The sequence below is a fragment of the Arthrobacter terricola genome, from assembly GCF_004354015.1.
Taxonomy (GTDB): domain Bacteria; phylum Actinomycetota; class Actinomycetes; order Actinomycetales; family Micrococcaceae; genus Arthrobacter; species Arthrobacter terricola.
Genome location: NZ_SMRU01000012.1, coordinates 25,509 through 49,885 on the forward strand (window position 1 = coordinate 25,509; position 24,377 = coordinate 49,885).

Annotated in this window: 33 protein-coding genes, 1 pseudogene and 1 riboswitch; of the genes and pseudogenes, 15 read left to right on the forward strand and 19 right to left on the reverse strand. The window is 60.6% G+C overall.

All coding sequences use genetic code 11. From position 1 onward, the window contains the following. The first annotated feature begins 432 nt into the window (after window positions 1-432). The 11 genes from E1809_RS11370 to E1809_RS11415 all read left to right on the forward strand — a co-directional run bounded on the left by E1809_RS11370 (window position 433) and on the right by E1809_RS11415 (window position 4,955). Window positions 433-1,218 carry a zincin-like metallopeptidase domain-containing protein gene (locus E1809_RS11370; protein WP_133204350.1) on the forward strand — a complete coding sequence of 262 codons (786 nt, stop codon included), beginning with the start codon at window positions 433-435 and terminating at the stop codon, window positions 1,216-1,218. 114 nt (window positions 1,219-1,332) lie between these two features. After that, complete coding sequence (locus tag E1809_RS11375) at window positions 1,333-1,551, forward strand: hypothetical protein (RefSeq protein WP_133204351.1); 219 nt, start codon at window positions 1,333-1,335, stop codon at window positions 1,549-1,551. A gap of 49 nt (window positions 1,552-1,600) precedes the next feature. Continuing rightward, window positions 1,601-1,798, forward strand: a complete 198-nt coding sequence (locus E1809_RS11380; protein WP_133204352.1) for a hypothetical protein — start codon at window positions 1,601-1,603, stop codon at window positions 1,796-1,798. Beyond that, window positions 1,795-2,130, forward strand: coding sequence for a hypothetical protein (locus E1809_RS11385; protein ID WP_133204353.1), 336 nt, complete (start codon window positions 1,795-1,797; stop codon window positions 2,128-2,130). Before E1809_RS11380 ends, E1809_RS11385 begins: the two co-directional genes overlap by 4 nt. Then, complete coding sequence (locus E1809_RS11390) at window positions 2,130-2,369, forward strand: hypothetical protein (protein ID WP_133204354.1); 240 nt, start codon at window positions 2,130-2,132, stop codon at window positions 2,367-2,369. The genes E1809_RS11385 and E1809_RS11390 overlap by 1 nt, the downstream gene beginning before the upstream one ends. 122 nt (window positions 2,370-2,491) lie before the next feature. Continuing rightward, entirely contained in the window at window positions 2,492-2,620 is a 129-nt protein-coding gene (locus E1809_RS27725) for a hypothetical protein (protein ID WP_268908676.1), read from the forward strand. After that, window positions 2,613-3,011, forward strand: a complete 399-nt coding sequence (locus E1809_RS11395) for a hypothetical protein (RefSeq protein ID WP_133204355.1) — start codon at window positions 2,613-2,615, stop codon at window positions 3,009-3,011. Before E1809_RS27725 ends, E1809_RS11395 begins: the two co-directional genes overlap by 8 nt. A 567-nt stretch (window positions 3,012-3,578) precedes the next feature. Beyond that, entirely contained in the window at window positions 3,579-3,758 is a 180-nt protein-coding gene (locus E1809_RS11400; protein ID WP_133204356.1) for a hypothetical protein, read from the forward strand. Window positions 3,759-3,801: 43 nt separating this feature from the next. Then, window positions 3,802-4,179, forward strand: a complete 378-nt coding sequence (locus tag E1809_RS11405) for a PDDEXK family nuclease (protein ID WP_133204357.1) — start codon at window positions 3,802-3,804, stop codon at window positions 4,177-4,179. 72 nt (window positions 4,180-4,251) lie between these two features. Then, entirely contained in the window at window positions 4,252-4,473 is a 222-nt protein-coding gene (locus E1809_RS11410) for a hypothetical protein (RefSeq protein WP_133204358.1), read from the forward strand. Then, on the forward strand, window positions 4,470-4,955 hold the full coding sequence (locus E1809_RS11415) for a DUF3846 domain-containing protein (RefSeq protein WP_165962284.1): 486 nt from the start codon (window positions 4,470-4,472) through the stop codon (window positions 4,953-4,955). The genes E1809_RS11410 and E1809_RS11415 overlap by 4 nt, the downstream gene beginning before the upstream one ends. Window positions 4,956-5,129: 174 nt before the next feature. Here the strand turns inward: E1809_RS11415 and E1809_RS11420 are convergent, their stop codons facing one another. Together E1809_RS11420 and E1809_RS11425 are read right to left on the reverse strand one after the other, a co-directional pair. Then, the gene (locus tag E1809_RS11420; protein WP_133204360.1) at window positions 5,130-5,447 is read right to left on the reverse strand and encodes a hypothetical protein; all 318 of its coding nucleotides are present in this window, start codon (window positions 5,445-5,447) and stop codon (window positions 5,130-5,132) included. Window positions 5,448-5,680: 233 nt separating this feature from the next. After that, a complete protein-coding gene (locus tag E1809_RS11425; RefSeq protein ID WP_133204361.1) occupies window positions 5,681-5,866 on the reverse strand; it encodes a hypothetical protein in 186 nt (61 codons plus the stop codon). Window positions 5,867-5,963: 97 nt separating this feature from the next. Between E1809_RS11425 and E1809_RS11430 the strand changes: the two genes are divergently transcribed. Next, on the forward strand, window positions 5,964-6,854 hold the full coding sequence (locus E1809_RS11430) for a PIN domain-containing protein (protein WP_133204362.1): 891 nt from the start codon (window positions 5,964-5,966) through the stop codon (window positions 6,852-6,854). Here E1809_RS11430 and E1809_RS11435 read toward each other — a convergent pair. Then, window positions 6,827-7,705, reverse strand: a complete 879-nt coding sequence (locus E1809_RS11435) for a hypothetical protein (RefSeq protein WP_133204363.1) — start codon at window positions 7,703-7,705, stop codon at window positions 6,827-6,829. The genes E1809_RS11430 and E1809_RS11435 overlap by 28 nt on opposite strands. 278 nt (window positions 7,706-7,983) lie before the next feature. Here E1809_RS11435 and E1809_RS11440 point away from each other — a divergent pair, with 278 nt between their 5' ends. Further along, window positions 7,984-8,484: a hypothetical protein gene (locus E1809_RS11440; RefSeq protein WP_133204364.1), complete on the forward strand. Its 501-nt coding sequence runs from the start codon at window positions 7,984-7,986 to the stop codon at window positions 8,482-8,484. Between the two features lie 100 nt (window positions 8,485-8,584). Here E1809_RS11440 and E1809_RS11445 read toward each other — a convergent pair. The 14 genes and pseudogenes from E1809_RS11445 to E1809_RS11510 all read right to left on the reverse strand — a co-directional run. Continuing rightward, window positions 8,585-9,523, reverse strand: a pseudogene (locus E1809_RS11445) (YifB family Mg chelatase-like AAA ATPase); the annotation flags it as partial. Next, window positions 9,524-9,880, reverse strand: a complete 357-nt coding sequence (locus E1809_RS11450; protein WP_133204365.1) for a YraN family protein — start codon at window positions 9,878-9,880, stop codon at window positions 9,524-9,526. A gap of 109 nt (window positions 9,881-9,989) precedes the next feature. After that, window positions 9,990-10,343: a DUF2469 domain-containing protein gene (locus tag E1809_RS11455; protein ID WP_133204366.1), complete on the reverse strand. Its 354-nt coding sequence runs from the start codon at window positions 10,341-10,343 to the stop codon at window positions 9,990-9,992. Window positions 10,344-10,424: 81 nt separating this feature from the next. Continuing rightward, entirely contained in the window at window positions 10,425-11,120 is a 696-nt protein-coding gene (locus E1809_RS11460) for a ribonuclease HII (RefSeq protein WP_235835553.1), read from the reverse strand. Next, window positions 11,120-12,016 carry a signal peptidase I gene (gene lepB / locus E1809_RS11465; RefSeq protein ID WP_133204368.1) on the reverse strand — a complete coding sequence of 299 codons (897 nt, stop codon included), beginning with the start codon at window positions 12,014-12,016 and terminating at the stop codon, window positions 11,120-11,122. Before lepB (E1809_RS11465) ends, E1809_RS11460 begins: the two co-directional genes overlap by 1 nt. Beyond that, window positions 12,017-12,691, reverse strand: coding sequence for a signal peptidase I (lepB, locus tag E1809_RS11470; RefSeq protein ID WP_133204369.1), 675 nt, complete (start codon window positions 12,689-12,691; stop codon window positions 12,017-12,019). A gap of 78 nt (window positions 12,692-12,769) precedes the next feature. Further along, on the reverse strand, window positions 12,770-13,129 hold the full coding sequence (rplS, locus tag E1809_RS11475; RefSeq protein ID WP_133204370.1) for a 50S ribosomal protein L19: 360 nt from the start codon (window positions 13,127-13,129) through the stop codon (window positions 12,770-12,772). Between the two features lie 285 nt (window positions 13,130-13,414). Next, window positions 13,415-14,233, reverse strand: a complete 819-nt coding sequence (gene trmD / locus E1809_RS11480) for a tRNA (guanosine(37)-N1)-methyltransferase TrmD (RefSeq protein ID WP_133204371.1) — start codon at window positions 14,231-14,233, stop codon at window positions 13,415-13,417. Then, window positions 14,234-14,779, reverse strand: coding sequence for a ribosome maturation factor RimM (rimM, locus tag E1809_RS11485; RefSeq protein ID WP_133204372.1), 546 nt, complete (start codon window positions 14,777-14,779; stop codon window positions 14,234-14,236). 143 nt (window positions 14,780-14,922) lie between these two features. Then, complete coding sequence (locus tag E1809_RS11490) at window positions 14,923-15,165, reverse strand: RNA-binding protein (RefSeq protein ID WP_133204373.1); 243 nt, start codon at window positions 15,163-15,165, stop codon at window positions 14,923-14,925. Between the two features lies 1 nt (window position 15,166). Beyond that, window positions 15,167-15,583, reverse strand: a complete 417-nt coding sequence (rpsP, locus tag E1809_RS11495) for a 30S ribosomal protein S16 (RefSeq protein WP_133204374.1) — start codon at window positions 15,581-15,583, stop codon at window positions 15,167-15,169. 193 nt (window positions 15,584-15,776) lie between these two features. Further along, window positions 15,777-16,220 carry a hypothetical protein gene (locus E1809_RS11500; protein ID WP_205754163.1) on the reverse strand — a complete coding sequence of 148 codons (444 nt, stop codon included), beginning with the start codon at window positions 16,218-16,220 and terminating at the stop codon, window positions 15,777-15,779. Window positions 16,221-16,307: 87 nt separating this feature from the next. Then, window positions 16,308-17,180, reverse strand: a complete 873-nt coding sequence (locus tag E1809_RS11505; RefSeq protein ID WP_133204376.1) for a VOC family protein — start codon at window positions 17,178-17,180, stop codon at window positions 16,308-16,310. Between the two features lie 73 nt (window positions 17,181-17,253). After that, window positions 17,254-18,354 (reverse strand): amidohydrolase family protein, encoded by a 1,101-nt coding sequence (locus tag E1809_RS11510; protein ID WP_133204377.1) that lies wholly within the window; start codon window positions 18,352-18,354, stop codon window positions 17,254-17,256. A gap of 107 nt (window positions 18,355-18,461) precedes the next feature. Continuing rightward, window positions 18,462-18,569, forward strand: a riboswitch (TPP riboswitch). Between E1809_RS11510 and thiC the strand changes: the two genes are divergently transcribed. After that, complete coding sequence (thiC, locus tag E1809_RS11515; RefSeq protein WP_133204378.1) at window positions 18,565-20,388, forward strand: phosphomethylpyrimidine synthase ThiC; 1,824 nt, start codon at window positions 18,565-18,567, stop codon at window positions 20,386-20,388. Its footprint overlaps the riboswitch before it by 5 nt. On the opposite strand, the gene E1809_RS11520 is transcribed toward thiC, so the two are convergent. Beyond that, the gene (locus E1809_RS11520) at window positions 20,389-21,138 is read right to left on the reverse strand and encodes an alpha/beta hydrolase (RefSeq protein ID WP_133204379.1); all 750 of its coding nucleotides are present in this window, start codon (window positions 21,136-21,138) and stop codon (window positions 20,389-20,391) included. It lies immediately after the preceding gene. Window positions 21,139-21,199: 61 nt separating this feature from the next. Further along, the gene (gene ffh, locus E1809_RS11525; protein WP_133204380.1) at window positions 21,200-22,765 is read right to left on the reverse strand and encodes a signal recognition particle protein; all 1,566 of its coding nucleotides are present in this window, start codon (window positions 22,763-22,765) and stop codon (window positions 21,200-21,202) included. A 204-nt stretch (window positions 22,766-22,969) separates the two neighbouring features. Here ffh and E1809_RS11530 point away from each other — a divergent pair, with 204 nt between their 5' ends. Then, a complete protein-coding gene (locus E1809_RS11530; RefSeq protein WP_235835554.1) occupies window positions 22,970-24,370 on the forward strand; it encodes a glucose-6-phosphate dehydrogenase in 1,401 nt (466 codons plus the stop codon). Window positions 24,371-24,377: the final 7 nt, after the last annotated feature.

Genomic DNA, 24,377 nt, shown 5'->3' on the forward strand with positions numbered 1-24,377 from the left:
GTGGGCATCACGCATAGAGCAGGCCCGCAATCGTAGAACATCACGCCGCATTACCTTTCGCGGCGAGACCAAAACAATCGTCGAGTGGTCCGAGCTGCTAAGCCTAAACCAGTTTCGAGTGATAGACCGACTCAATAGGGGCTGGACTGTCGAGCAGGCTCTTACACTTCCGGCTGGAGCCAAGGTCATACAGCGCTCTAGGAAAGAGAAGCCACCGCGCCCAAAGCGCGTCACATCGTCGCAACACGTAGGTGTGACCTTCAATAAACAACTAAAGAACTGGAGAGCATATGTAACCGTCGATGGGTTACAGATAACAGTCGGTTCCTACACGGATGAGGCAGAGGCCGCATCGATGCGTGATCAATACGCAAGTCAACTACTTGGAGACGGGGTGCAACTGAATTTCGAATATAAGGAGGTAACAATGTAATGGCTCAAGAGAAGTTTGACGTAAAAAAACCACAATGGGAGCAGCTGCTTCACGAAGCGCTAACGCTGCCGCCGCGTGCGGGAGAAACATATTCGCGCTTTCGCACTTTGTCTCTCGGTAATCAAGCATTGCTCCTCGCTCAATCTGAGATCGTCGAACCGCAGCACACGTACCGCGGCTGGCTGACACTCTCTAGGCAGGTGAAAAAGGGCAGCAAGGCCAAGGCCATCTATGTGCCGATGTTCCGTAAGGAAGAGAAGCAAGACGGAACCGAGGCGCAGCACCTGAGCGGCTTCAAGCTAGTCAACTGCATGTTCGGCGTCAGCGACACCGAGGGGGACGACCTCCCTGAGTACGAGCCGCCCACATGGAGCAAAGAGCGTGCCCTGGGAGCGCTGGCGATTACGCAGGTGGCGTTCGAATCGATGTCCGCAAATACCCAGGGCTACTCGAAGGACCGTGAGTTCGCGATCAACCCCGTAGCGGCCTATCCGTTCAAGACCCTCCAACACGAAATCAGTCATATCGTCGCTGGCCACACCACTGAAAGCGGCTTGCAGGAGTACCGAACCCACCGAGGTACGTATGAGTTCGAAGCCGAGGGCAGCGCATACCTGGTGCTGAATGAGCTGGGCGCGACAGATCAGTTCGACGCCGCTGAATCTCGTCACTATATCCAGACATGGCTTCGAGACGAGCAACCCGGCGAGCAGAGCATCAAGCGCGTGTTTAGCACCGCCGACAAGATATTGAAGTCCGGCCGTGAGCCGGAGGAGAAAGAGTAGTGATATACAAAGCGCTTCGGGAGATATTCCTAAGAAAGATTGAAGTATTAAGACGTCGCGCCGATCACCTTAGTGAACGTATCGACGCCAAGCACTAAACAAGAAGGAGTAACCATGGAAGCAAATAAGAACCTCTACCGACCAACAGAGCCAGTCGCTGCAACGGTGCGCGCCAAGTTCGTCGAGCTGATCGCTGTGCTGCCTGAGCCCACTGAGATGACCGACGAGCAGCTGACCGAGTGCGCCGAGCTGGTGGCCCAGTTCTCTATGGATATCGGTGCGGCCTATAACGTGCTTGATTCCGAGATAGCGAAGAGAGGCCTAGGTAGCTAAAAAATCAAGGTTGCAATTCGACGCATTGAGCGCATAATCAGCGATAACCATGCGTCACAATTACGTCGAAATTTCTGCCCAAGCTCACCCGCTCCAGGAGATGCTCTGGCAGCGCCAAGAGCTGGGCAGGAAACTCGGCGAGGTGGCCATACGGCTGAACCAGGCAACCAGCGAATACAACGAGGTGATCGCACAGATCATCCAGATGAACGACCTAATACGAATCGAGGAGGATATGAACAGATGAAAGTAACTAAGTCAGAGGATAGTTTGCTGCAATTTGACAACGGACTCTGCATCATTGGCGATGGAGATATAGATTGCTGCGCATATAATTATCTTGACTTCGAGCAATTGCCAGTTGGAACTGTATTGCCCGATAAGACCGCCGGCGAGTTTGCCGAATGCATCACGCTCAAAGAAGACGGTTTCGCCGTCAAAGACATCGACGGCATCCCAAAATGGGTACAAGCTCGTTCTGAACAGAATGGCTATTACTCGAACGGTACTACCCTAGTCATTGATGACGGCAACAAGAAAATAAGTCTCGGCAACTTAGGCGGCGAGGTTAGCTACTAATGACTGAGCTGATTTACCAGCTACCCCGCAAGAACGAAGATGGCCCCGAACTGTTCCCGAAGCGTGCCGTACTAGAGGGCCTGAGCCCACAGGTGCTCGACGACTTCATCGAGGACTGCTTCAACAAGAAGCGGGAGTTGGATGAGCTGATCGAGCTGGCTATCGACGTCAAGGAAGGATACAGCTCTCCTACGTGTCACGCCGGGATGAGACCACCGGTTCATAGCAAGTCCGCTTAATCGCGCGGGGCGAGAAATAGCTTCCCAGATCGAAGCCACACATCAAGATACTCTTGGACCTGTCCAACCAGCCTTAATTGGGGGAATCTCGTGAAGAAGCTCGGTCTCGTCGTCTCATTGGCATGCGCAGTTGCCCTGGCCGGTTGTGGGTCTCCACAGCCTCAGTCGGCGGCTACTCCAACAACTACTCCGTCGACTGCGTCGCCATCACCAACACCGACGCCCACGCCGACCCCAACCGTAATGACTGACCAGGCAGCCGGGAAGTTCTTTCTCGATACCATGTGCCCTGCGAACAGGCTAGTTGTGCCGTTGGATGCTGCGTTTGCCGCGAAGCCAGTGGACTTCACGACGGCTCACGACGCGGCGGCCACATATCGAGACGCCCTCGCAGCCACTGCCAAAGGCCTCGCCAGTCCCCCGCTTGCATGGCCGCAGTCCGTAAAGCCTGACGTTGATTCGTTCGTCAATGCCCTGTACACCGACGTGTCGAACACCGAAACCATCGCGCAGCAGACGACCCTGGGCGGCTTGGTGAATGCGTGGAACAAAGAGCCTGAGGCCGAGGGCGGCACACAGGCCCAGGCAATTCGAATCAAGTTGGGACTGCCCTCGGATGCGAAAGCTTCGTGTGGCATGTGATCGACTCGCGGCGCAATCCGCATCCGCGGGATGGACTTATCCACATCATCGCGTATGGCACCATCTGTTAATTCAGCACTTTTCCACCACCTTGATTTGTGAGAACTTTCACTTATAATCTAGGCCAGGAGTAATGCTATTAGTAAACTTTCCACTTTAACAATCGCATATGAAGCGTTGCCGTCCGAACAGTTCTTTGTGGAACTCCACAAAGTGAACCAGCGACGCAAGGCAAAAGCAGCCAAGTAAACCGAAGGTGCTCGCCGACTCGACCCACTCCTTATAGTGATGTTCTCCAAAATATCAGGGACGAGACGTAAAAGACCGCGATGTGCAGACATCAGCACCCGTTTTGACCTTGGCTACCATCTAGCGTCGGGTGATGCCCACCCTTACCTGGCGCTTGATGGATAGAGGATCGGCCACTGATCGTCTATCTCGCACCTAACCAACTACACGACCGAATTCACCTCCCGTGATTTCGAAAACTTATGTTGAACCGCGCCAGGGCTCACCCCTTGGCGCATCTAGTCCCGCTTATGAGGCACCTGGTAGGCGGAACTAGCTATGAGTGAGACTGCACGAATCATCTACCTACCAACGCCGAAGGTCGAGACAATCGACCAGCGTGAGTACTGGTGGGAACAGCTCGAAAAAGCTGAACGTCGCGCCGAAGACATCCGGCGCATTTTAGGTATCTTGGCCATCGAGCGCGGTGCTCCTGACGAGGGCGGTGATGCCGCGTAGGGTCGTCAAGTTCGGGTCAGAGCAGATGGTCCATCAGCAAGTAGTGGACTACCTCAAGCTCCGGTATAGCTGGGCGATATTCCGAACAGATTTTGCCGCTGGCCTCAAGCTGCCGGCTGCGGTCGCCATCCGTCACAGCAAGCTGCAAAGTGGCTCTGGCTTCCCGGATCTCTTCATCTATGAGCCTGCGCACGTCCTGTACGGCGAATATCACGGTCTGGCGCTAGAGCTGAAGGCCGAGGGTGTCGAGCTGTACAAGAAAGACGGCGCACTGCGAGCCAACCCACACGTCGAAGAGCAGGCCGCCGTGCTTCAAAAGCTACGTGAGCGAGGTTACGACGCTCATTTCGCTGTCGGCTTCGATCAGGCGCGAGAGAAGATCGATCTCTACATGACGGGCGGTAAACCAACCTTCTTTTAAATGAGCTAGAAGAACTGTGCCTTCAACCGAGGACACAGTTAGCACATCTCATTACGAAAGGAAGTGGGTCAGATGAACGGAATCCCCGGTCTTGACCTGAGAAACATATCCGCAGAACTGGTGGTCTACACCGACGAAGCATTCGTTGAGGTGTACATGCATCACAACGAGAAGCTGATCGCCGTCCTCAGCATGGGAGCGGATGAGGCAAAACAACTTTCGGAGCAGCTCGGCAACTTGAGCATCCTGGCGAAAGAGTTTGTTCCGTCCCAAGAATCGGACGAACAGCCGTGATAAGCGCGATCCTGATTCCGGCAGATGAAGAGACACCAATCTCGCTCATCGACATAGATGGTCTCAGGGACATGCAGAGGGCCGTCGGCGGGTTGATTGAAGTCATGGACATTGATCGGCCTGACGCAACGTTGGTGATCAATGAAGAAGGCAAGCTGATTAGCCTCCCAATGAACCGTAGAGCCACTCTCGCGTGCTGGACGCATCTTTCCCGCTGGCGAGGCATGGACGCGCTTCTGGGCGACGTGATCATCGTTGGGCGACCAAACGATGACGGCGATACCACGAGCGTCCCTGACGAGCTGGTGAACCTGTTCTTTCACACGGAGACGTATCGCATTGAAGTCACCACGATCAGCGATCCTGACACGTGGAGCGGCAACCAACGGCGCTTCACGGATGTGTGGGAGGCATACAACGCCGGCCAGGTGCTCGCGCACAAGTGGGCTCTGGTCGATGACGTTCGCGTTGTTCCTGCGTAATGAGAGAGGGCAGCCCTAGTGAGCTGCCCTTTTTCAATGTCTATTCGTACTTGGTCGACAAGGTAAAGACCCTAGCCCCGCGCGATTTTACTCAAGCGCAGGACTAGGGCCGTCTATGAGGCCAGACATACAGAGCCACTATTTGCTCGACATATGTGAGGCCTTGATGAGTGATCACCCTCCTAGGTTGGGACGCTGGCCGGGACGCCGACCTTTCAGGCCAGGTGCAGCTGCAACGATCTCGTCGATCTTTGGCGAAAGTTTCTTCCACTCTGCCAAAGTCACGATGAGCTGCTTGCGGTCACCATTTGTTCCGATCTCAAGGATTACCAGCTCGCCGGCTCCCTTGAGGGTTTTGATTTCCTCCGGTAGCACATCGAGCTTCTTCGGCTCCTTCAATCCAGGAGCAGAGCGCACGGTAAGTTCGAGGAAATCCTCTGCCCTTCCTTCTGTGCCCGTTAGATCGGATATCTTCTTGGATAGCCAAGCCATCTATCTCACCCCCTTTTAGGGATAGGTGCGAGCCATCACGGTATGTGAGACTTCAGCCCTATTTATGGGGGATTGCACTTAAATAGTCAACGATAAAGGCGTATAATAAGGGTATAGATGAATCAAGCTTTTAATCTGCACGCTTATGTGAAGAAGAGCGCCGCCAAGAGCGGCGTGCCACTGCGTGTAAAGGCGAAGGCTAAACTTACGACTATCGCCGCGCTTATCTCTCGCTAATGCGTGGTTCTATTGTGCCGCTTCTCATACATCCAACTGTCTTTATAGACCACAACGCCCAGCGCGACGAAATAAGCCGCTAAAAGCGCGATAAAGACAATCCAGACAGGTATGCCGATAAGAGATGCTACGCCCATTGCGATAAGCAGCAGGATAAACCCGAAAATCACGCCAATGACCATGCGTATAGTTTCGCATTAGTCGCGGTTTAGCGGTAGCCGCAATGTCGGCCGTCGCTGCTCTCATGATGGCGAACCCACAGAGGGTAACCTTGGCCCCATGATCAGACTCGTTCCAGGCGCCAACCCGAAAAATGCCCTACAGGTGATTTCCGACGCAGCGAACATGCTGACGAACGTGTCGAGCGGCATCTCAGCCACCGATCGATACAACCGATACCTCGCCTGGGCCTCGCAACAGGGAAATCTACTCGCACATCAGCTACATCCAGATGAAGTCGACCGCCTCATCACTACGAGACGGTACTGGTCGCTTCTGTCGCTTGATACGACAACCGTGTTGCCTGAGACTTTGGCCGAACTCGTCGACGGCGAGGTGAAGCAGCGCTCCGTTGCACTCGAGGATGCCAAGACGCGAATCACTAACGAAATGCGGCGATGGGACGACGGAGAGGCGGTAGCTGTCGTGCTCGATACCAATGTGTGGTTGAAGCACTTCAATGACCCGATCAAGGATGCCGACTGGCTCGAGTCCCTCGACGAGCGCCCGAGCGTGCCTCTTGTGGTGACCGTCCCTATGAAGGTCGTCGATGAGCTTGACCGGCACAAGCGCAATCGAGCAAATGCGCCCAGCGGCGGCAAGCCGATTCGTCGCAGGGCAGGACTGGCGTTGAAGTATCTCGAGGCGAATGCCTGGCTCCCAGGTGAACGTAAGATGCTCCAAGAAGGCAGCATTTCAAGTCAGCCTCCGACTCCAACTATCCACCTTGTTGTACTTGAGCAGCCGCTTGACCGACCGCCTCTCCCCGACGCTGACCTGGAGATCATCGATCGCGCGCGGTCCATCATGCCTTATGCCAATCGTGTCCGGATCGTCACGACCGACTACGGCATGGTTTACCGGTCCAGACAGGCTGGCCTTGAAGCACTCAGGATCAAAGACTACGAAGAAGAAAAGGACGATCAGTCCGCTGAAGGTACCGGATCATAGCCTGGGAGATAGTCGACGGGAAGCGGGTCCGACTCAAATTCTTCGCCCGATCCCAGGCCGACCTTCGCTACAAGGTCTTCGACGACACCGTTCATGTCTCGGCAGAATGACACCATCTTGATGACAGCGAACAGGTCATAGAACCACTGCGAGGACTCGCCCGCGTCGAGTTGTTTTGGCATGGACGGGTTATATGGGAAGTGGTTTGGATCAAAGAGCGCTGCCCCGTAAGGATTGAAGTGAACGGATTGGTTGTTCACGTATGCCTTCAAGGCCCCTGTGTTTCGCACGGTCAGTATGAGCACAGGCATACCTACGTCCTTGTACATGTCTAGGAATAGATAATCTTTTGCGGTCTCGACTGGAAACGATAGGCATCCGCCAGGGCTCGCCAAGCCGAGACCCAACTCCACGACAGCAGTCCGCTGCGGCGGTACAGACGCTATGGCCTTCAATATTGCATCGACAAGACCCTCTTCGGTCACTCCAGCCAGAGTGTTGCGGTCGATCCCCATTTCCGCTTCACGCTCGGCCTTCCACTGCAGCAGAGTCTCCGCCGGGTAGGCATCAGGATGCCTAGTGTCGACAAGCTCATGATGAGGTCCACACAGGAGCATCAAGTTGGCGAATGCTCGCCGTTCGTTATCCGTCATCCCGGGGTCGTATCGAGCCGAACCCTCGTTGGCACCGTAGATGTGAGCGATCTTTGCCTCGGTGAATGCCTCATCGTCGATAAAGACGACAACAGGCCTTGGGCAATCAGGAAAGTAACAGGTAGTTCCAGAAAGCGCGAAGAGGCCCTTTACAGTGCCAGAACTATAGTCACGGGGACCGCGGCTGCTAGAACTCATCTAATGCTCTCCCATAGGGTCAGTGAGAGTTCCAACGAACTCAGGTGCACCGTTTCTCAGGCAACAGTACCAACGTAAGCTAGCTCAACACGGCGGAACTCCCGAGAGGAGGCGTGGCGCCGTACGACGTGATCTAAGGGTCTCTCTTCAGTCCGATACAGCATCGCTCCCAGTCGATCAGTTCGGCCGTCTGAGTGGGTGTCATTGGCGCTGGGGGAGGCCAGCGTGTTCCTCGACGAAGCGAACTCAAGTGAAGGTCTTGCGGATAGGGTTTCACTATGCCGATCGAACCCACGGAAGATTGCGTCAAGCAGTGGCTTTCTAGCTCAATACATACTGTGTTTCAGGGCCAGCCAAAACTATGGAACTGGAATCTAGGCGAGCCCGCCCGTGTCGCCGAAATCTTCTTCGATCTGCGTTGCAAGGTACCGCCGCCCTGGAATGTGGACCTGGAGTGGAACAGAGAGGGTCAGCTGGGCGCTACGAAGAAGCTACCAAATGTCGAGAGCAAGACATACGGAACGCCTGACCTCATCATCCATCGACGTGGTGACTATGGTCGCGAGAACAACTTGCTAGTTGTTGAATTCAAGAACAAGTATTCTGCAGAGGCCGAGAAAAAGGACAAGGCCAAGGTTCTCGATTGGATGGACAGGTACGGGTATCAGTTCGGAGCCGTCGTATCGCTCCGTCGTGCCCGTAGCGGGTCACTGGACCCTCAGTCACTATGGGCAAACTGGGAAACTGGGAAACCAGCCGCCGTCGCATGGCATCCGTAGACTGCGCCTATGCCGATCATCTCCCGATACCCGCAGTCGACTCGATTGTGGAAATCATCTGGAATGGCCGGTACCCTACCGTAGGGTGCTAAGTCTTGACAGCCTCGTCCAGGAATAACACGCCGCGGTGTGCCCGGGATGCCGCACCGGGCCGTGGAAGGCCCGAACCTCCGCCGATGATCGCCGCGGCCGTAGCGCTGTGATGCGGGTTCTCGAAGGGTGGGCGGCGTAGCAGGTGGACTGAAGCGACCTGGACAGCCGAGAGGGAATGGATCGCGGTGACTTCCATGGCTTCCTGGTCACCCAGGTCCGGCAAGAGTCCCGGAAGTCGCTCCGCGAGCATCGTTTTGCCCGCCCCGGGCGGACCGCACAGCAGTACGTGGTGTGCTCCGGCAGCAGCCACTTCCAGGGCCCGCCGGGCATCGTGTTGTCCCGAGACGTCGCACAAGTCCGGGGCAGCGAGGTCAGCGGTGTCGGCGTCGCTGATCGGCTCCTCTTCCACGGGGTCGTAGTCCAGGGCCAGGTCCTTGGGTTCGGCGCCGAAATCGAAAGCAAGGCGGGCGAGGGTCTTATAGCCGCGGACCACAGCACCGGGAACAAGCCGCGCCTCGGCGACGTTGGCTTGGGCTACGACGATCTCGTGGTGGCCTGCCCGCACGGCAGCCATCACAGCCGGCAGGATGCCCCGCACAGGCCTGAGCCTGCCGTCCAAGCCCAGTTCGGACAGGAAGACGGTACCTTCCGTTGAGCGGACATCGCCGGCAGCGCGCAAGACCGCCATAGTGATGGCAAGGTCAAAACCGGAGCCTCGCTTTGGCAAGGACGCAGGAATGAGGTTTGCCGTAATCTTTCGTCGACTCAAAGGAATTCCCGAGTTTTGCGCTGCCGATCGAATCCGTTCCTTGGCTTCGTTGAGGGACGCGTCCGGCAATCCGAGGATCACGAAGTTCGGGAGGGTCTGGCCGATGTCCGCCTCTACCTCCACGATATAGCCGTTGAGGCCGAGCAACGCCACGGAGTAGCTCCTGCCAACGCCCATCTAGCCCACGCCCTTGAGGTGTTCGAGCGTTGGTTCATCCGTGCCGTCGTCGACGATGCCCACCACGTCTACCCGCCGCAGCGCAGTACGGAACTCGTGCTCGCGGCACCAGTTCAAGGCCAGGCGATGAAGGCGCGCGAGTTTGGCAGCATCGATGGCTTCGAATGGATGCCCGTAGGCCAAGTTCTTCCGGGTCTTGACCTCGGCGATGACCAACGTGTCGCCGTCGAGCGCCACGATATCGATCTCGCCGTCGGAACATCTCCAATTGCGGTCCACAATGCGCATTCCTTGGTCTTCAAGGAATCCGACAGCCAATGTTTCACCATGCCGGCCCAACAAGTCTTTGGCTTTCATAACCACCTCCGCTACTAGCGTGGAGGTTCGGCAGGTCCCATGGCAGGTGTCGGATCGGCTATGTGGAAAACTCCGTCAAACGAACGGTGTGGAGGAGCAGCGGGTAGGGCTAGTTACCCAAATCGCCGAGGTCGCCCAAGTCTCCGAGGTCGCCGTCCTTCGGCAAGGAGAGCTCCTCGTTCCGCGGCAATTCCTCCACGTTGACGTCCTTGAAGGTAATGACCCTGACGTTCTTCACGAAACGGGCCGAGCGGTACACGTCCCAGACCCAGGCGTCCTGGAGAGTCAGGTCGAAGTAGACCTCGCCGTCCGCGCTGCGGGCTTGCAAGTCAACGTGGTTCGCCAAGTAGAACCGGCGTTCGGTCTCGACAACGTAGCTGAATAATCCGACGACGTCGCGGTATTCGCGGTAGAGCTGCAACTCCATGTCGGTTTCATAGTTCTCAAGATCCTCGGCACTCATAGTTCCATCTTGCACCATGGAGCGGTTGAGTGCCGCCAGCTCCCCCTTGCGGGACAGGCCATGACGGGAACCAATCAGAAGCTAAATCAGGTTCCAGCTGGTCCGGTGGTATGGGGTCGGGCCGGCCAGGCGGAGCGCATCGCGGTGCGAGGCGGTTGCGTAGCCTTTGTTCTCGTTCCAGGCGAAACCCGGGTACTCGGAATGAAGTTCGACCATAATGCGGTCCCTGGCCACTTTGGCGAGGACGCTCGCAGCTGCGACGCTGAGGCAGCTCATGTCGGCTTTGACCCGGGTATGTACGGGCGCCTCGCATGCCGGCACGGCTGGCTCAGCATCGAACAGGGAGCCTTGGCTCGGCACCGAGAGCCAATTGTGGCTCCCATCGAGCAATACGACGTCCGGACGCACACCACCGGCAAGAATTTCGAACCATGCCCGTGTCCCTGCAAGTCGGAGGGCCCCGATAATCCCGAGCGTATCGATCTCCGCAGAGCTCGCATGGCCCACGGCGGAAGCTAGGGCCCATTCCCGGACCAGGGGTTCCAGCCGCTCCCGGTCGTCGGGCTTGAGCAACTTGCTGTCGCGGACGTCGGCGAGCAATCCATGGTCTTGGAGGTCTACGACCACAATTCCCACCGACACGGGTCCCGCGAGGGCCCCGCGACCCACTTCGTCCACGCCCGCGAGCAGCCTGACGCCCGGGGCGAGGAAACCCCGTTCGACGTCGAGGGTGGGAAAGCCCGGAACCTTTCGGATCCGTGCGGCGACGGAGGCCACTATTTGCTCGCTGGAGCCGTAGGCGAGGACGTGTTTTGGGGAGACGGCGCAGGAACGTTGCGGAAGACGTCGGAATGGTTGTCGATGATCTGCCAGCGGTTGATCGGCCAGGCGATAACCGTGGCCTTGCCCTCGACGTCGGAGATGTTGATGAATCCGCCGTTGACCGTCGTATGTTCGCGCGAGTCCGCCGAGTTGTTGCGGTTATCTCCCATAACCCAGATTTTCCCTTGCGGGACCACTACATCAAAGGGTTTGGCCTCGGGGACTTGGGCTGGATTGATGTAGGTTTCGTTGAGGACGGTTCCGTTGATGCTTACTCTCGCCGAACTGTCACAGCACGTCACATGGTCGCCCGGGAGTCCGATGACCCGCTTGACGAGGTGCTGGTTGGTCTCGTCGGGAAGCAAGCCGACGAAGACCAGGGCGTCCTGGACCCACGTGAACGGGCCCGGCGTCGCCTTTTGAGTCGGCGGCAGCCAACCCTGAGAATCCTTAAAGACCACGACGTCTCCGTGCTGCAGCGCAAACGGCTGCGGCACCAGGAGGTTGACGAAAATCCGGTCGTTCACGTCGAGCGTGTTGACCATGGATTCGGAGGGAATGTAAAACGCGCGGAACAGGAATGTCTTGATCAAGAACGACAACACCACGGCAATGACAACCACCGTGGCAATTTCCCGGAGCCAGCTGAGGAAAGGGCTGCCTTGGGCGGCAGTCTCCTTGCCCGGGGCGGCTCCGCGCCGGGCGGCACGCCGGGAAAGTGGAGGGGCCGGTTCCGTCCGGCCGGGAACGTCGTCGGGATCGGCCTCGCTACCGGGAACAGACTGCGCGCCGCCCAGGAGCTCGGCCTCGTCTTCGTGCCGTTCTGGCTTCCCGGGAGTTATGTCCGGCATCTACTGTCCGTTCTTCGAAGGTGTGGCCTGCGCGGGGCGCGGCAGTGCTGCAAATCTATCAAGCGGCCAGAGGATCTGGACCGGACGCCCGATGACACGCTCCAGCGGCACCATTCCTCCGCCCGGCGCGCCTAGGAGGCTACGCGAGTCCGCGGACCGTGAACGATGGTCCCCCATTAGCCACAACCTGTCCTGCGGCACGATGACATCGAATTTCTCCTCGCTCGGTGTGTCCCCCGGATAAAGATAGGGTTCCTCAAGCGGCTGTCCGTTGACTGTGAGCTTACCGCCGGCCCCGCAACATACAACGTGGTCGCCGGGGAGCCCGATGACGCGTTTGACATACGTCGTGTCGCTGCCGGTCAGGCCGAGCCAGTGCCCGATTGCACCGACTGCATCAGCGAGCGGTCCCTTGCCGCTGTTCAATGGAGCAAAAGTGCCCCTGCCGTCGAAGACCACGATGTCTCCGCGGCGGATGGGGTCGGCGGCGAAGTCCGTCCGCGAGACGAGGATTCGGTCTCCCGTGCCCAGGAGCGGCTCCATGGATTCCGAGGGAATGAAATAGACGTCGAGCCAAAGGGACCGGACAAGTCCGCTGATGGCCACCGCGAGGACCAAAGCGAGCAAAACAAAACGCCAGCCCCGTTTCCGGGGCTGGCGTTCTGCGTGGTCCATGATTCGTTTCCTATTGCGTTGCGGATTTCTCCGGCACGGGCCGGTCACGAATCCAGAATCCGCTGGCGGTCGCTAGACCTACTTGGCAGCGGTGAAGTCGCGCTTTTCCTTGATCTTCGCAGCCTTACCGCGCAGTGCACGCATGTAGTAAAGCTTGGCGCGGCGGACGTCACCCTTGGTGACGACCTCGATCTTTTCGATGATCGGGGAGTGTACCGGGAAGGTACGCTCGACGCCGACACCGAAGGAAACCTTGCGGACGGTGAAGGTTTCGCGGACGCCATCGCCCTGGCGGCCAAGGACGAAGCCCTGGAAGACCTGGACACGGGTGTTCTTGCCTTCGATGATGTTCACGTGAACCTTGATGGTGTCACCCGCGCGGAACACGGGAACATCGGTGCGCAGCGAAGCTGCATCTACGCTATCGAGGATATGCATTAATCCACTCCTGGTGAACGCCACAGGTCATCCACTTTGGGTCACGGCGGGCAAGCCCGGGGCGCAAGGCCATCCGGAAATAACCGCCGAAGATTCAAAGCCCGATCCCACCGCTGTTTGATGGTTCCGGGTTGTCATGCTGTTGGTGTCGCTCCCCCTGTGGCAGGCGCGAACCCAGTAGACACAAGGGTTAATTCTGCCACACCTCGAAAGTTCCGGCCAATCCCGCGCGCGGGGCGCCCGTTGCGGCGGCACATCAGGGGAAAGTGCCCGACGGCGGCGGGCTCAGTCCGCGGATCCGGCCTCCGGGCGGAGGCGCAGCCGGCCGTCAACGACGTCGTACCCCAGTTCCCCGAAAGCTGCCTTGTCCGCCCGGGTAAGCCCACCGGCGTCGAACTCTGCCAGCAAGTCGGGACGGCGCGCCGCGGTGCGGCGGAACTGCTCATGGCGGCGCCACTGCGCGATCTTGCCATGGTTGCCGCTCAAGAGGATGGCCGGGACTTCGCGGTCGCGCCACGACGATGGCTTTGTGTACACCGGATACTCCAGCAAGCCGTCCGAGTGGGACTCCTCCACGAGCGACTCGGGGTTGCCTACGACGCCGGGAAGCAACCGCCCGATGGCCTCAACCATTGCCAGGACGGCAACTTCTCCGCCGTTGAGGACGTAATCTCCCAAGCTCATGGGCCGAACGGTGAAATGGCCGGCCGCCCACTCGATGACGCGTTCGTCGATCCCCTCGTACCGCCCGCAGGCAAAAACGAGTTGTTCCTCATCAGCCAACTCGTAGGCGAGGGCCTGGTTGAAGCGCTCCCCCGCCGGTGACGGGACGATCAGGACAGGTTTCTTCGCAGCCCCGTCTTCAGGGGTCATCCCGCTCTTCGCGATGGATTCCAAAGCCTGGGCCCACGGCTCGGGCTTCATCACCATGCCGGCGCCGCCGCCATACGGGGTATCGTCCACAGTTCGGTGCTTGTCCGTGGTGAAGGTCCGCAGGTCGTGGACATTCAATTCCAGGAGGCCGTCCTGCCGGGCTTTCCCTATGAGCGAAAGCTCAAGCGGGGCCAGGTATTCGGGAAAGATGCTGACGACGTCGATGCGCATCTAATCCCCGTTCGAGGAGCCGGCGCCTTCGGCGTCGTCGGCGTTCAGCTCAAAGAGGCCGGCCGGCGGGGTGAGGAGGACGTAGCCTTCTTCGAGGTTGACCTCGGGGACGATCTCTTCGACAAACGGCACAAGGATCTCGCGGCCCGCCGCGTCTTCGATGACCAGGAGGTCCTGCACGGGCATCGTGTTAAGCGCGGCTACTTTGCCCACAGTCTGCGAGCCGACGCGCGCGTCGAGTCCGAGCAGTTCGTGTTCGTACCAGCCTTCGTCGTCGTCCTCGTCAAGCTCCTCGGTCTCGATGAACAGCTTCGCGCCGCGGAGCTCCTCGGCTTGGTTGCGTGTGGCGACTTCTTCGAAGCCGAGCAACAGGATGTCCTTGTTCCAGCGGGCGCTCTTGATGGTCAAAGGCCCGGCTTTTGCCGGTTCCACCACGAATTCGGTTCCCCGGACGAATCGCTCGTCGGGAGCGTCGGTGAGCACCTGGACGGTAACTTCGCCACGGATTCCGTGGGGTTTGCCGATTCGGGCAACCTGGACCTGCATGGGATTCCTCTGATTTCTCGCTGGGCCGGGGACGGGCAAGGCCGGACCTGGCTGCAAAACAGTCCGGCGCTCGTAAAACAATCCGGCCCCTCCACCGACGTGCGGTGAAGGGGCCGGACCTAAGACAAGTACTGCTGAGCGCGTTACCGGCGGCGGTCGGTGTCGACGACGTCGACCCTGACCTGTTCGCCGCCCGCCAGGGCCGCAATCACGGTGCGCAATGCGCGCGCGGTGCGTCCTTGGCGACCGATCACCCGTCCGAGGTCGTCCTGGTGAACGCGCACCTCGAGGGACTCCCCACGGCGGTTGTTCTTGGCAGTGACCTTGACGTCCTCGGGGCTGTCAACGATCCCACGGACCAGGTGTTCGAGCGCTTCTGCCAGCAATCTACTCAGCCTCGGTGGTCTCTGCTTCTGCAGCTTCCTCGGAAGCCTCAGCCTGCTTGGCCTTCTTGGTGATGGCTTCCGGGATGATGACGGAACCCTTCTCCGGTGCAACGAAAGCAGGCTTCGCGACCTTGGTCTTCAGCGTGCCTTCCTGGCCCGGGAGGCCCTTGAACTTCTGCCAGTCACCGGTGATCTTGAGGATCGCGGCAACCTGCTCGGTCGGCTGCGCGCCGACGGACAGCCAGTACTGGGCACGCTCGGAGGCAACCTCGATGTACGAGGGCTCCTCGGTGGGGTGGTACTTGCCGATCTCTTCGATTGCACGGCCATCGCGCTTGGCGCGGGAGTCCATGACGACGATGCGGTAGTACGGTGCGCGCATCTTACCGAAGCGCTTGAGGCGAATCTTTACGGCCACTTTTGTGGTCACTCCTGTTTCTGAAACGGGGTTGAACCCGTCGTTCTGCTCCCGTGGGGCGGGCCATACTTGAGGGTTCCAAGGACAAGATGCACCCACGGAGAGAGGGGCCGCGAGGATCAAGTACCTGTCCATTGTGCCAGATGGCGAACAGTATTTCGAACCGCGGCCGGCCAGGCGGGTCGGGCGGCGGCTACTCCCCTGCGGACCAGACGTACAGCCCGGCGCGGTCGACCTTGTCCACATCAGTGGCGAGCGCGGCCAACTGCTGGACGTACAGGCGCGATTGCCTGGCGTCGAAAGGCATGTCCTCCTGAGCCGCCCACTGATCCGCGACATCCTCGAGTACGCTTCCTTCGCCCTCGGTCTCGTAGCTCAGCAGTTCGGACAAGGCCCGAACCATGGCCTCGGGTACGCCCAGCAACGCATCGCTGGCAACATCTACCAAGGCGAGTTCGTAGTCTGCGCCTGCGGCATGTACGGCCGTTCCGGCAAGATCGCCGAGTTGCTCCACTTCGAAGTCGCTGATGTCCGGGATCCGCACCGCGCTTCCCGCAACTCCGCTCCCCTTCTCAAGGGCGGATGCCCGCTTGATTGCTTCATCGTGGGTGGCAACAAAAATTTCAGCAAAGCCCATGGAAACTACCCTCATTCAGTGGTGCCGACGGAGCGCGGCGCGGCGCCTGAAACAGACGCCACGCCATCAAGCCCCAAGTTTAGCTTGCTAGCGGACGGCGATCCGGAGACGGTTGCGCCACGGGTCTTCGAAGCGCAACTCCGCTCCCGTGTGGTGGGAAGAAATTCCGGCGACCTTGAGGCGGTCGGCGAGCGCGCCGACGTCGTCACCTGACGGCACTTCGATCACCACTTCGCCGAGGCCGAGCGTGTCCTTGCGCGGACCGGCGCCTCGGCTGTTCCAGACATTCATGGCCATGTGGTGGTGATAGCCGCCGGCAGATACGAAGAGCGCCTGCCCGTGCCAACCGGCAGTCTTCTCGAAGCCCAGGGTGTCGACGTAGAAGTCATGGGCGGTCTGGACATCGCCGACCTGCAGATGGACGTGCCCGACGCCGGCACCGGCCTCATGCTGGCCGGTCACTGATTCTTCGCTCAGGTATTGCTGGAGGTAGCGCTGCGGCGGGAGCGGCAGGCTGTCCATCACTACGGAGGTGCCGTTCCACTCCCAGCCTTCGCGTGGCTTGTCGTAGTAGAGCTCAATGCCGTTCCCCTCGGGGTCGGTGAAGTAGAAAGCTTCGCTCACGAGGTGGTCCGCGCTTCCGACGAAGGCGTGCGGCTCATATTGGGCGGCCGTTGCGACAGTCGCGGCCAAGGACGAGCGGTCTTCGAAGAGCAACGCCGTGTGGAAGAGGCCTGCTTCTCCCCGGCCCGGACTCTGCAGCCCCGAAGCGGGCGCCAGGTGCACCAGCGGCTTGCCGAGCCTGCCGTAGTAGAGCCCGCCGTCCTGCTCCGCGACGACCTCCAAACCCAAGGCCCGCTGGTAGTAGTCGGCCATGAGCTTCAGGTCCCCCACTTTGAGCATCACGGTGCCCATGGTCAGGTCGGCAGGAAGGAGATCCTGGCTGGGTGTGGTGGTCATGTGAAACTCCCGGCTCTTGTGGTCGCCGCGTATCGACGGCCCTTTACATATCTAAATTACTTGAAGCTTCAATTTATTCCTCATCGACGTCTTTGTCTACAACGCGCCCCCGAAGGACCACCGTTTGCGGATTCAGGACGGCCTCGAGCGACGCGCGCGGATCCTTTGCATAGAGCACGACGTCGGTACTGGCACCTTCGCTGATGCCGTCCGCTCCGAGCCAGTTCCGCGCGGACCAGCACGCGGAATCGAGGGCCGCGGCGGGAGGAAGCCCGGCCCGGTGCAATTCCAGGATTTCCTCGCCGATGCGGCCGTGCTTGATGACGCTGCCCGCGTCGGTTCCCGCGTAAATCCGGATTCCTGCTTCATGCGCCTCGCGGACCCGCTCGTATCGCCGCTCCCACAGCGCAGTCATGTGGCCGGCGTACAAGGGGAATTTCGGCGCGGCTTGTTGCACGATGTCCGGGAAGGTTGCGATGTTGACGAGGGTGGGAACGATGGGGACATCCTGATCGAACAATCGCGGAATATGCCGCGGAAGCAAGCCGGTCGCGTGCTCGATGCAGTCGATCCCGGCGTCCAGCACGTCGTCAATGGTCTGTTCAGCAAAGCAATGGGCTGTGACCCGGGCGCCTTCGTCGTGCGCGGCGGCGACTGCGTCCTTCACCACCGCCGCGGGGAACGACGGGCCGAGGTCCCCGACCGAACGATCGATCCAATCCCCTACGATCTTGACCCACCCATCCCCGAAGCGGGCCTGCTTGCGCACCGCCTCCACCAGGCCTTCCGGTTCGACTTCTTCCGCCAGTCCCCGGATGTACCTGCCCTTCCTGGCAAGGTGCCGTCCGGCGCGGATGATGCGGGGCATGTCCGACCGATTCTGCAACCATCGGGTGTCGCTGGCGGATCCGGCGTCCCGGATGAGGAGGGTTCCGGCGTTCCGGTCGGTTGCGGCCTGCACGCGGGCGGTGTCTTCGTCCACCGCTCCGCCTTTGCCCAGGCCCACGTGGCAATGGGCGTCCACGAGTCCCGGCAGCACCCATCCATCGAGGACCGCCGACGGCACGCCGTCCGGCCGGACAAAAGTCAACCGTCCGTCGACCGACCACAAACCGCGTCGTTCTTCTTCCGGGCCGGTCAACGCCACGCCGCTGAATTCGATGATCTCTGGCATGTTTCCAGAGTAGGACCGCAGCGCATTTCGGCCGAGCCCTACCCGGCCGCGAGCATGTTCCTTCCTGTCATGTACGCCACAGCAGCTGCCGCGTGTGGTAGCTTCGTCTACGACCACACGGGGGCCCTTGCAGGGGCTGAGATCAGGCTGACGCAGCCTGCGACCGTCGAACCTGTCCGGGTAATGCCGGCGAAGGAAGTGAGTACTCAATTGAGCTCCAAAGAAGCACAGCTTAGCCCTACCCAAAATGAAGCGGACCGCGAGGTGACGCAGTCGCTGAAATCGCATTCGCTTGCATTCATCGAGGACGCTGGGACCGGGATCCGTGTACCAGTTACGGAAATCGCGTTGGAACCGTCGCCGAACGGCGAGGAGAATGCTCCTTTCCGGGTGTACCGCACGGCCGGCCCCGGCAGCGATCCCGTGGTGGGCCTCCAGCCTTTCCGCACCGAATGGATCGAAGCCCGCGGCGACACCGAAGCGTACCGTGGCCGCGAACGCAACCTGCTCGACGACGGCAAGTCCGCCGTGCGCCGCGGCGCCGCCTCGGATGAGTGGAAAGGCGCGCAACCGGTCCCCCGCCGCGCCATCGACGGCAAGACCGTCACCCAGATGCACTACGCCAAGCAGGGCATCGTGACGCCCGAAATGCAGTACGTCGCCCTCCGCGAGAACTGCGACGTCGAATTGGTGCGCAGCGAGGTCGCTGCCGGCCGGGCCATCATCCCGAACAACATCAACCACCCCGAGTCCGAGCCGATGATCATCGGCAAGGCCTTCCTGGTGAAGATCAACGCCAACATCGGCAACTCCGCGGTCACCAGTTCGATCGCCGAAGAAGTCGACAAACTGCAGTGGGCTACGCAATGGGGCGCGGACACGGTCATGGACCTGTCCACCGGCGACGACATCCACACCACCCGTGAGTGGATCATCCGCAACTCGCCCGTTCCGATCGGAACCGTCCCCATCTACCAGGCATTGGAAAAGGTCAACGGCGAAGCCAACAAGCTCACATGGGAGATCTTCCGGGACACTGTCATTGAACAGTGCGAACAGGGCGTGGATTACATGACAATCCATGCCGGTGTGCTGCTGCGCTACGTCCCCCTGACGGCCAACCGGGTCACGGGCATCGTTTCGCGCGGCGGTTCGATCATGGCGGGCTGGTGCCTGGCGCACCACGAGGAGAACTTCCTTTACACCCACTTCGACGAACTGTGCGAAATCTTCGCCAAGTACGACGTCGCGTTTTCGCTCGGCGACGGGCTCCGTCCGGGAGCGACCGCGGACGCGAACGACGCCGCGCAGTTCGCCGAGCTGGACACGCTCGCCGAGCTCACGAAGCGCGCATGGAAGTACGACGTCCAGGTCATGGTCGAAGGTCCGGGCCACATTCCGTTCCACCTTGTCCGCGAGAATGTCGAGCGCCAGCAGGAACTCTGCGATGGCGCCCCGTTCTACACGCTCGGCCCGCTCGTCACGGACGTCGCACCGGGATACGACCACATCACCTCCGCGATCGGCGCCACCGAGATCGCCCGCTACGGCACGGCCATGCTTTGCTACGTTACGCCGAAGGAACACCTCGGACTCCCGAACAAGGACGACGTGAAGACGGGCGTGATCACCTACAAGATCGCCGCCCACGCAGCCGACCTCGCCAAGGGACACCCGGGTGCGCACGAACGCGACGATGCTTTGTCCAAGGCACGCTTCGAGTTCCGCTGGCGCGACCAGTTCGCCCTGTCACTGGATCCCGTCACGGCCGAAGCATTCCATGACGAGACGCTACCGGCAGAACCGGCCAAGACCGCACACTTCTGTTCCATGTGCGGACCGAAGTTCTGCTCCATGCGCATCAGCCAGGACATCCGCGACGAGTACGGTTCCGCAGATTCCCAGGCGGCCATCGCGGAAATGTACAGCGGCATGCGCGAAAAGAGCGAGGAATTCCTCGCTTCAGGCGGCAAGGTCTACCTGCCGGAATTGGCAGTGCCCGGCGCAGCCGCGGGCACGGGAAACGTGAACTGATCAGGAAGAGTGGACAGATCCTGCACGGCTGACGTCCGCGATGAAGGACCGGATAATCCGGTCTCCTTCAACTGAATCATTGGGCCGGTGCCCTCCTGCCGCAACGCGGTGGAGGGCACCGGTTTCCTGCAGGTAGCCGGCAATCTCCTCATAGAGCGGCTCCCAACCGCCCGTCAGGACGAGCGTGGGAACGCCGGGGACAATGTGCAAGGGCGCCTCCCAGGGAGGGGCTTGCAAGCGAAGGCGGCGAGCCGTCCGCCGGGCCTCCGGGGTATCGAGGACCGCCGCTTCGGAAGAAAAGGCCCGGCGCAGGTATTCGCGTTGGTAATCGTCATCGCTGAGCTCGTGCCTGACAAGGAACAGCGGCTCCATGAGCGCCTTGTAGGCGGCAGTTGCCGGAAGCTCCGCCGTCAAGGACAAGCACGCCGGCTCCACCAGCACAAGCGAACGAACCAGGTCCGGCCGCTCCACCGCGGCAAGCATGGCGGAAATCGCGCCTTGGGAGTGCGCCACGACGTGGCCGCCCCGCGCCGAACCGCCGTCGGGCACGGTTTCGGAGGCTCCAAGGCACTCAAGGAGCATGTCCACATCGGCCGGGATATCCGATTCCAAGGGCTCGGTCTGGGCATCGAAACCGTGGCGCTTCAGGAAGAGCGCGTCATAACGCAATGCCATGCCATGCTGCTTCGGCCATGCGGCGGCCCCGAACGAGCCCGCCCCATGGACGAAGACAACACGCTGTTTTTGCATTCCTCAAGCCTAGGTCACGGGACCGACATCACCGCTGCCGACGAAGCCGGCGGCGGGCACTTTACTTGCCGAGGAACTTGTCGAAGCCCTTGGGCAGGTTCAGCTGCGACGGGTCGAAGTCCGCGCCGGGCTGGCCGAACGCTGCACCGCTCGGAACCGACTTCGACCGCCTGTTCTCGGCGTCGCGCAGTTCCTGGGCGGCCTTCGCTGGGTTCCCCGAACGCGCCTTCTTCTTCGGAGCGCTCTTCCCCTTGCGGGCGCCGCCGCCCCCAAGCCCGGGCATACCGGGCATGCCCGGCATGCCACCGCCCTGGGCAAGTTTCTTCATCATCTTCTGGGCCTGGGCAAACCTCTCCAGGAGCCCGTTGACCTCGGAAACATGCACGCCAGAACCACGGGCGATACGCGCGCGGCGCGAGCCGTTGATGATCTTCGGGGCAACACGTTCGTGCGGCGTCATGGAGCGGACGATGGCTTCGACGCGGTCGATCTCGCGCTCGTCGAACTGCTCGAGCTGCTGGCGGATGTTCTGGGCACCCGGCATCATCATGAGCATCTTCTTCATTGAACCCATGTTGCGGATCTGCTGCATCTGGGCGAGGAAGTCATCCAGCGTGAAGTCTTCCTGGTCGGCGAATTTCTTCGCCATCCGGGCGGCTTCTTCTTTGTCCCACGCCTTTTCCGCCTGCTCGATCAGGGTCAAGACGTCGCCCATGTCGAGGATGCGCGAGGCCATGCGGTCCGGATGGAACAGTTCGAAGTCGTCCAGGTTCTCGCCCGTGGACGCGAACATGACCGGCTTTCCGGTGACGGACGCGACCGAAAGGGCGGCACCGCCGCGGGCGTCGCCGTCGAGCTTTGACAGCACCACGCCCGTGAAGTTGACGCCCTCGTCGAACGCGACCGCCGTGTTTACGGCATCCTGGCCGATCATGGAGTCGATGACGAAGAGCACTTCGTTCGGGATGATCGCCTGGCGGATGCGGCGCGCCTGGTCCATCATCTCGGCGTCGACACCGAGGCGGCCCGCGGTGTCCACAATGACGACGTCGTGCAGCTTCTGGCGGGCTTCCTCGACGCCGGCACGCGCGACGGCGACAGGGTCGCCGGTGGGAACGTCATGTTCCGAGGTGGTGCCGGGGTGCGGCGCGAAAACGGAAACCCCCGCGCGCTGGCCGACGATCTGAAGCTGGGTCACGGCGTTTGGCCGCTGCAGGTCGCAAGCCACCAGAATCGGGCTGTGGCCCTGTGCCTTGAGCCACTTGGCGAGCTTGCCGGCGAGCGTCGTCTTACCCGCACCCTGCAAGCCAGCGAGCATGATGATGGTGGGGCCGGTCTTCGCCAAGCGGATACGGCGGGTCTCGCCGCCGAGGATCTCCACAAGTTCCTCGTTGACAATCTTGACGATCTGCTGGCTCGGGTTGAGGGCCGCGGCAACCTCGGCGCCCAGAGCCCGCTCACGGATGCGGGCAGCGAACTCACGCACCACGGGAACGGCAACATCCGCGTCCAGGAGGGCGCGGCGGATCTCCCGGACAGTGGCGTCGACGTCGGCCTCCGTGAGGCGGCCCTTGCCGCGGAGATTCTTGAAGGTTGCTGTCAACCGGTCAGAGAGTGAATTGAACACGCGCCGTGCACTTCTTTCAATGGTCTACGAATGGCGGCCAAGGCGGCACGCCAGCTTCTTGACGATTCCTGCCCCAAACAGATCTGGCTCAACGAAGGGACTCGACTATCTAGGGTACCAACTAGCACCAACTTAGGTGCTCTTACACCAACATGGGTACCCGACTTTCACCAACTATCACCAACAAGATGGCATGCTGGCACGGTGACCAACAAAACAACTGTCAAAACGTTGCTCATCCTCGGCGCTTCGGGGGACCTTACTGGCCGGCTGCTGTTGCCGGGCCTTGCCCGGCTGGTTGCAGGCGGCATGGCTGACGGCCTCAAACTCGCCGGGGCGGGCTCGGACCCCTGGACCGCCGAACAATGGACGGACCGTGTGCGGAGCGCCTTTGATGATGCCGGAAAAGATGCCGACGCGGCCGGACGCGAGGCGATCGCGGACATGGAGGCAAACACCGAATACCACCAGGTCGATGTCACCGCGGACGGCCAACTGGCCGGGTTGCTTGCCGGGCTCGAAGCGCCAGTGGCCGTCTATTTCGCCCTTCCTCCGCATGTCAGCCAAAAAGCCTGCGAGGTCCTGACCGCTGACCAACTGCCGCCGGGAACGCGCCTTGTGCTCGAAAAACCCTTCGGTTCGAGCCCGGAATCGGCCGAAGACCTCAACAAGACCCTCGCCCGGCTCGTCCCCGAGGAACACATCTACAGGGTGGACCATTTCCTCGGCAAGGCCACCGTCCTGAACATCCTGGGACTGCGTTTCGCCAACCGCTTCCTTGAGCCGGTGTGGAACCGGGACCACATCGAAAAAGTCGAGATCATCTTCGACGAAGACCTCGCGCTCGAAGGCCGTGCGCGCTACTACGACACCGCCGGCGCGCTCAGGGACATGATCCAGAGCCACCTCCTGCACATCATGGCCCTGCTGGCCATCGATGCCCCCGCGACCATCGGCGAGCGCGACCTCCGCGACGCGATTTCCACGATCCTGCGCGCAAGCACCGTGGAGGCACCGTACGCGAAATCCACGCGCCGGGCCCGCTACGCGGCAGGCACAATCGGCGATCGCAAGGTGCCCGACTACGCCGAAGAAGCCGGCGTGGATCCATCCCGGAACACCGAAACCCTCGCTGAGGTTGAGGTCGGCATCGAGAACTGGCGCTGGAAGGGCGTTCCGTTCATCCTTCGTTCCGGCAAGGCCCTCGGCCTCATGCGGAAGGAGGCGATAATCACGTTCCGTCCTGTGCCGCACCTGCCATCCGGTTTCGAAGGCGTGGATGCCTCGAACCAGCTGCGAATCGGGTTTGGTCCGGACACCCTCCAGCTCGACGTCGATGTCAACGGTCCGGGCGATATCTTCACCCTGGACCGCGTTACCCTCGACGCGGAGCTAAGCGCCTCGGACCTCCTGCCCTACGGCGAAGTCCTGGAGGGCATCATCAAGGGCGATCCCCTGTTGTCCGTCCGCGGCGATACCGCCGTGGAATGCTGGCGCATCGTGGAGCCCGTGCTCAAGGCCTGGACCGAAGGTTCGGTTCCGCTCGAGGAGTACGACGCCGGTGGTGCCGGTCCCGCGGACTGGCCCACCGCCGTCGGGGGCTAAGCAAGCA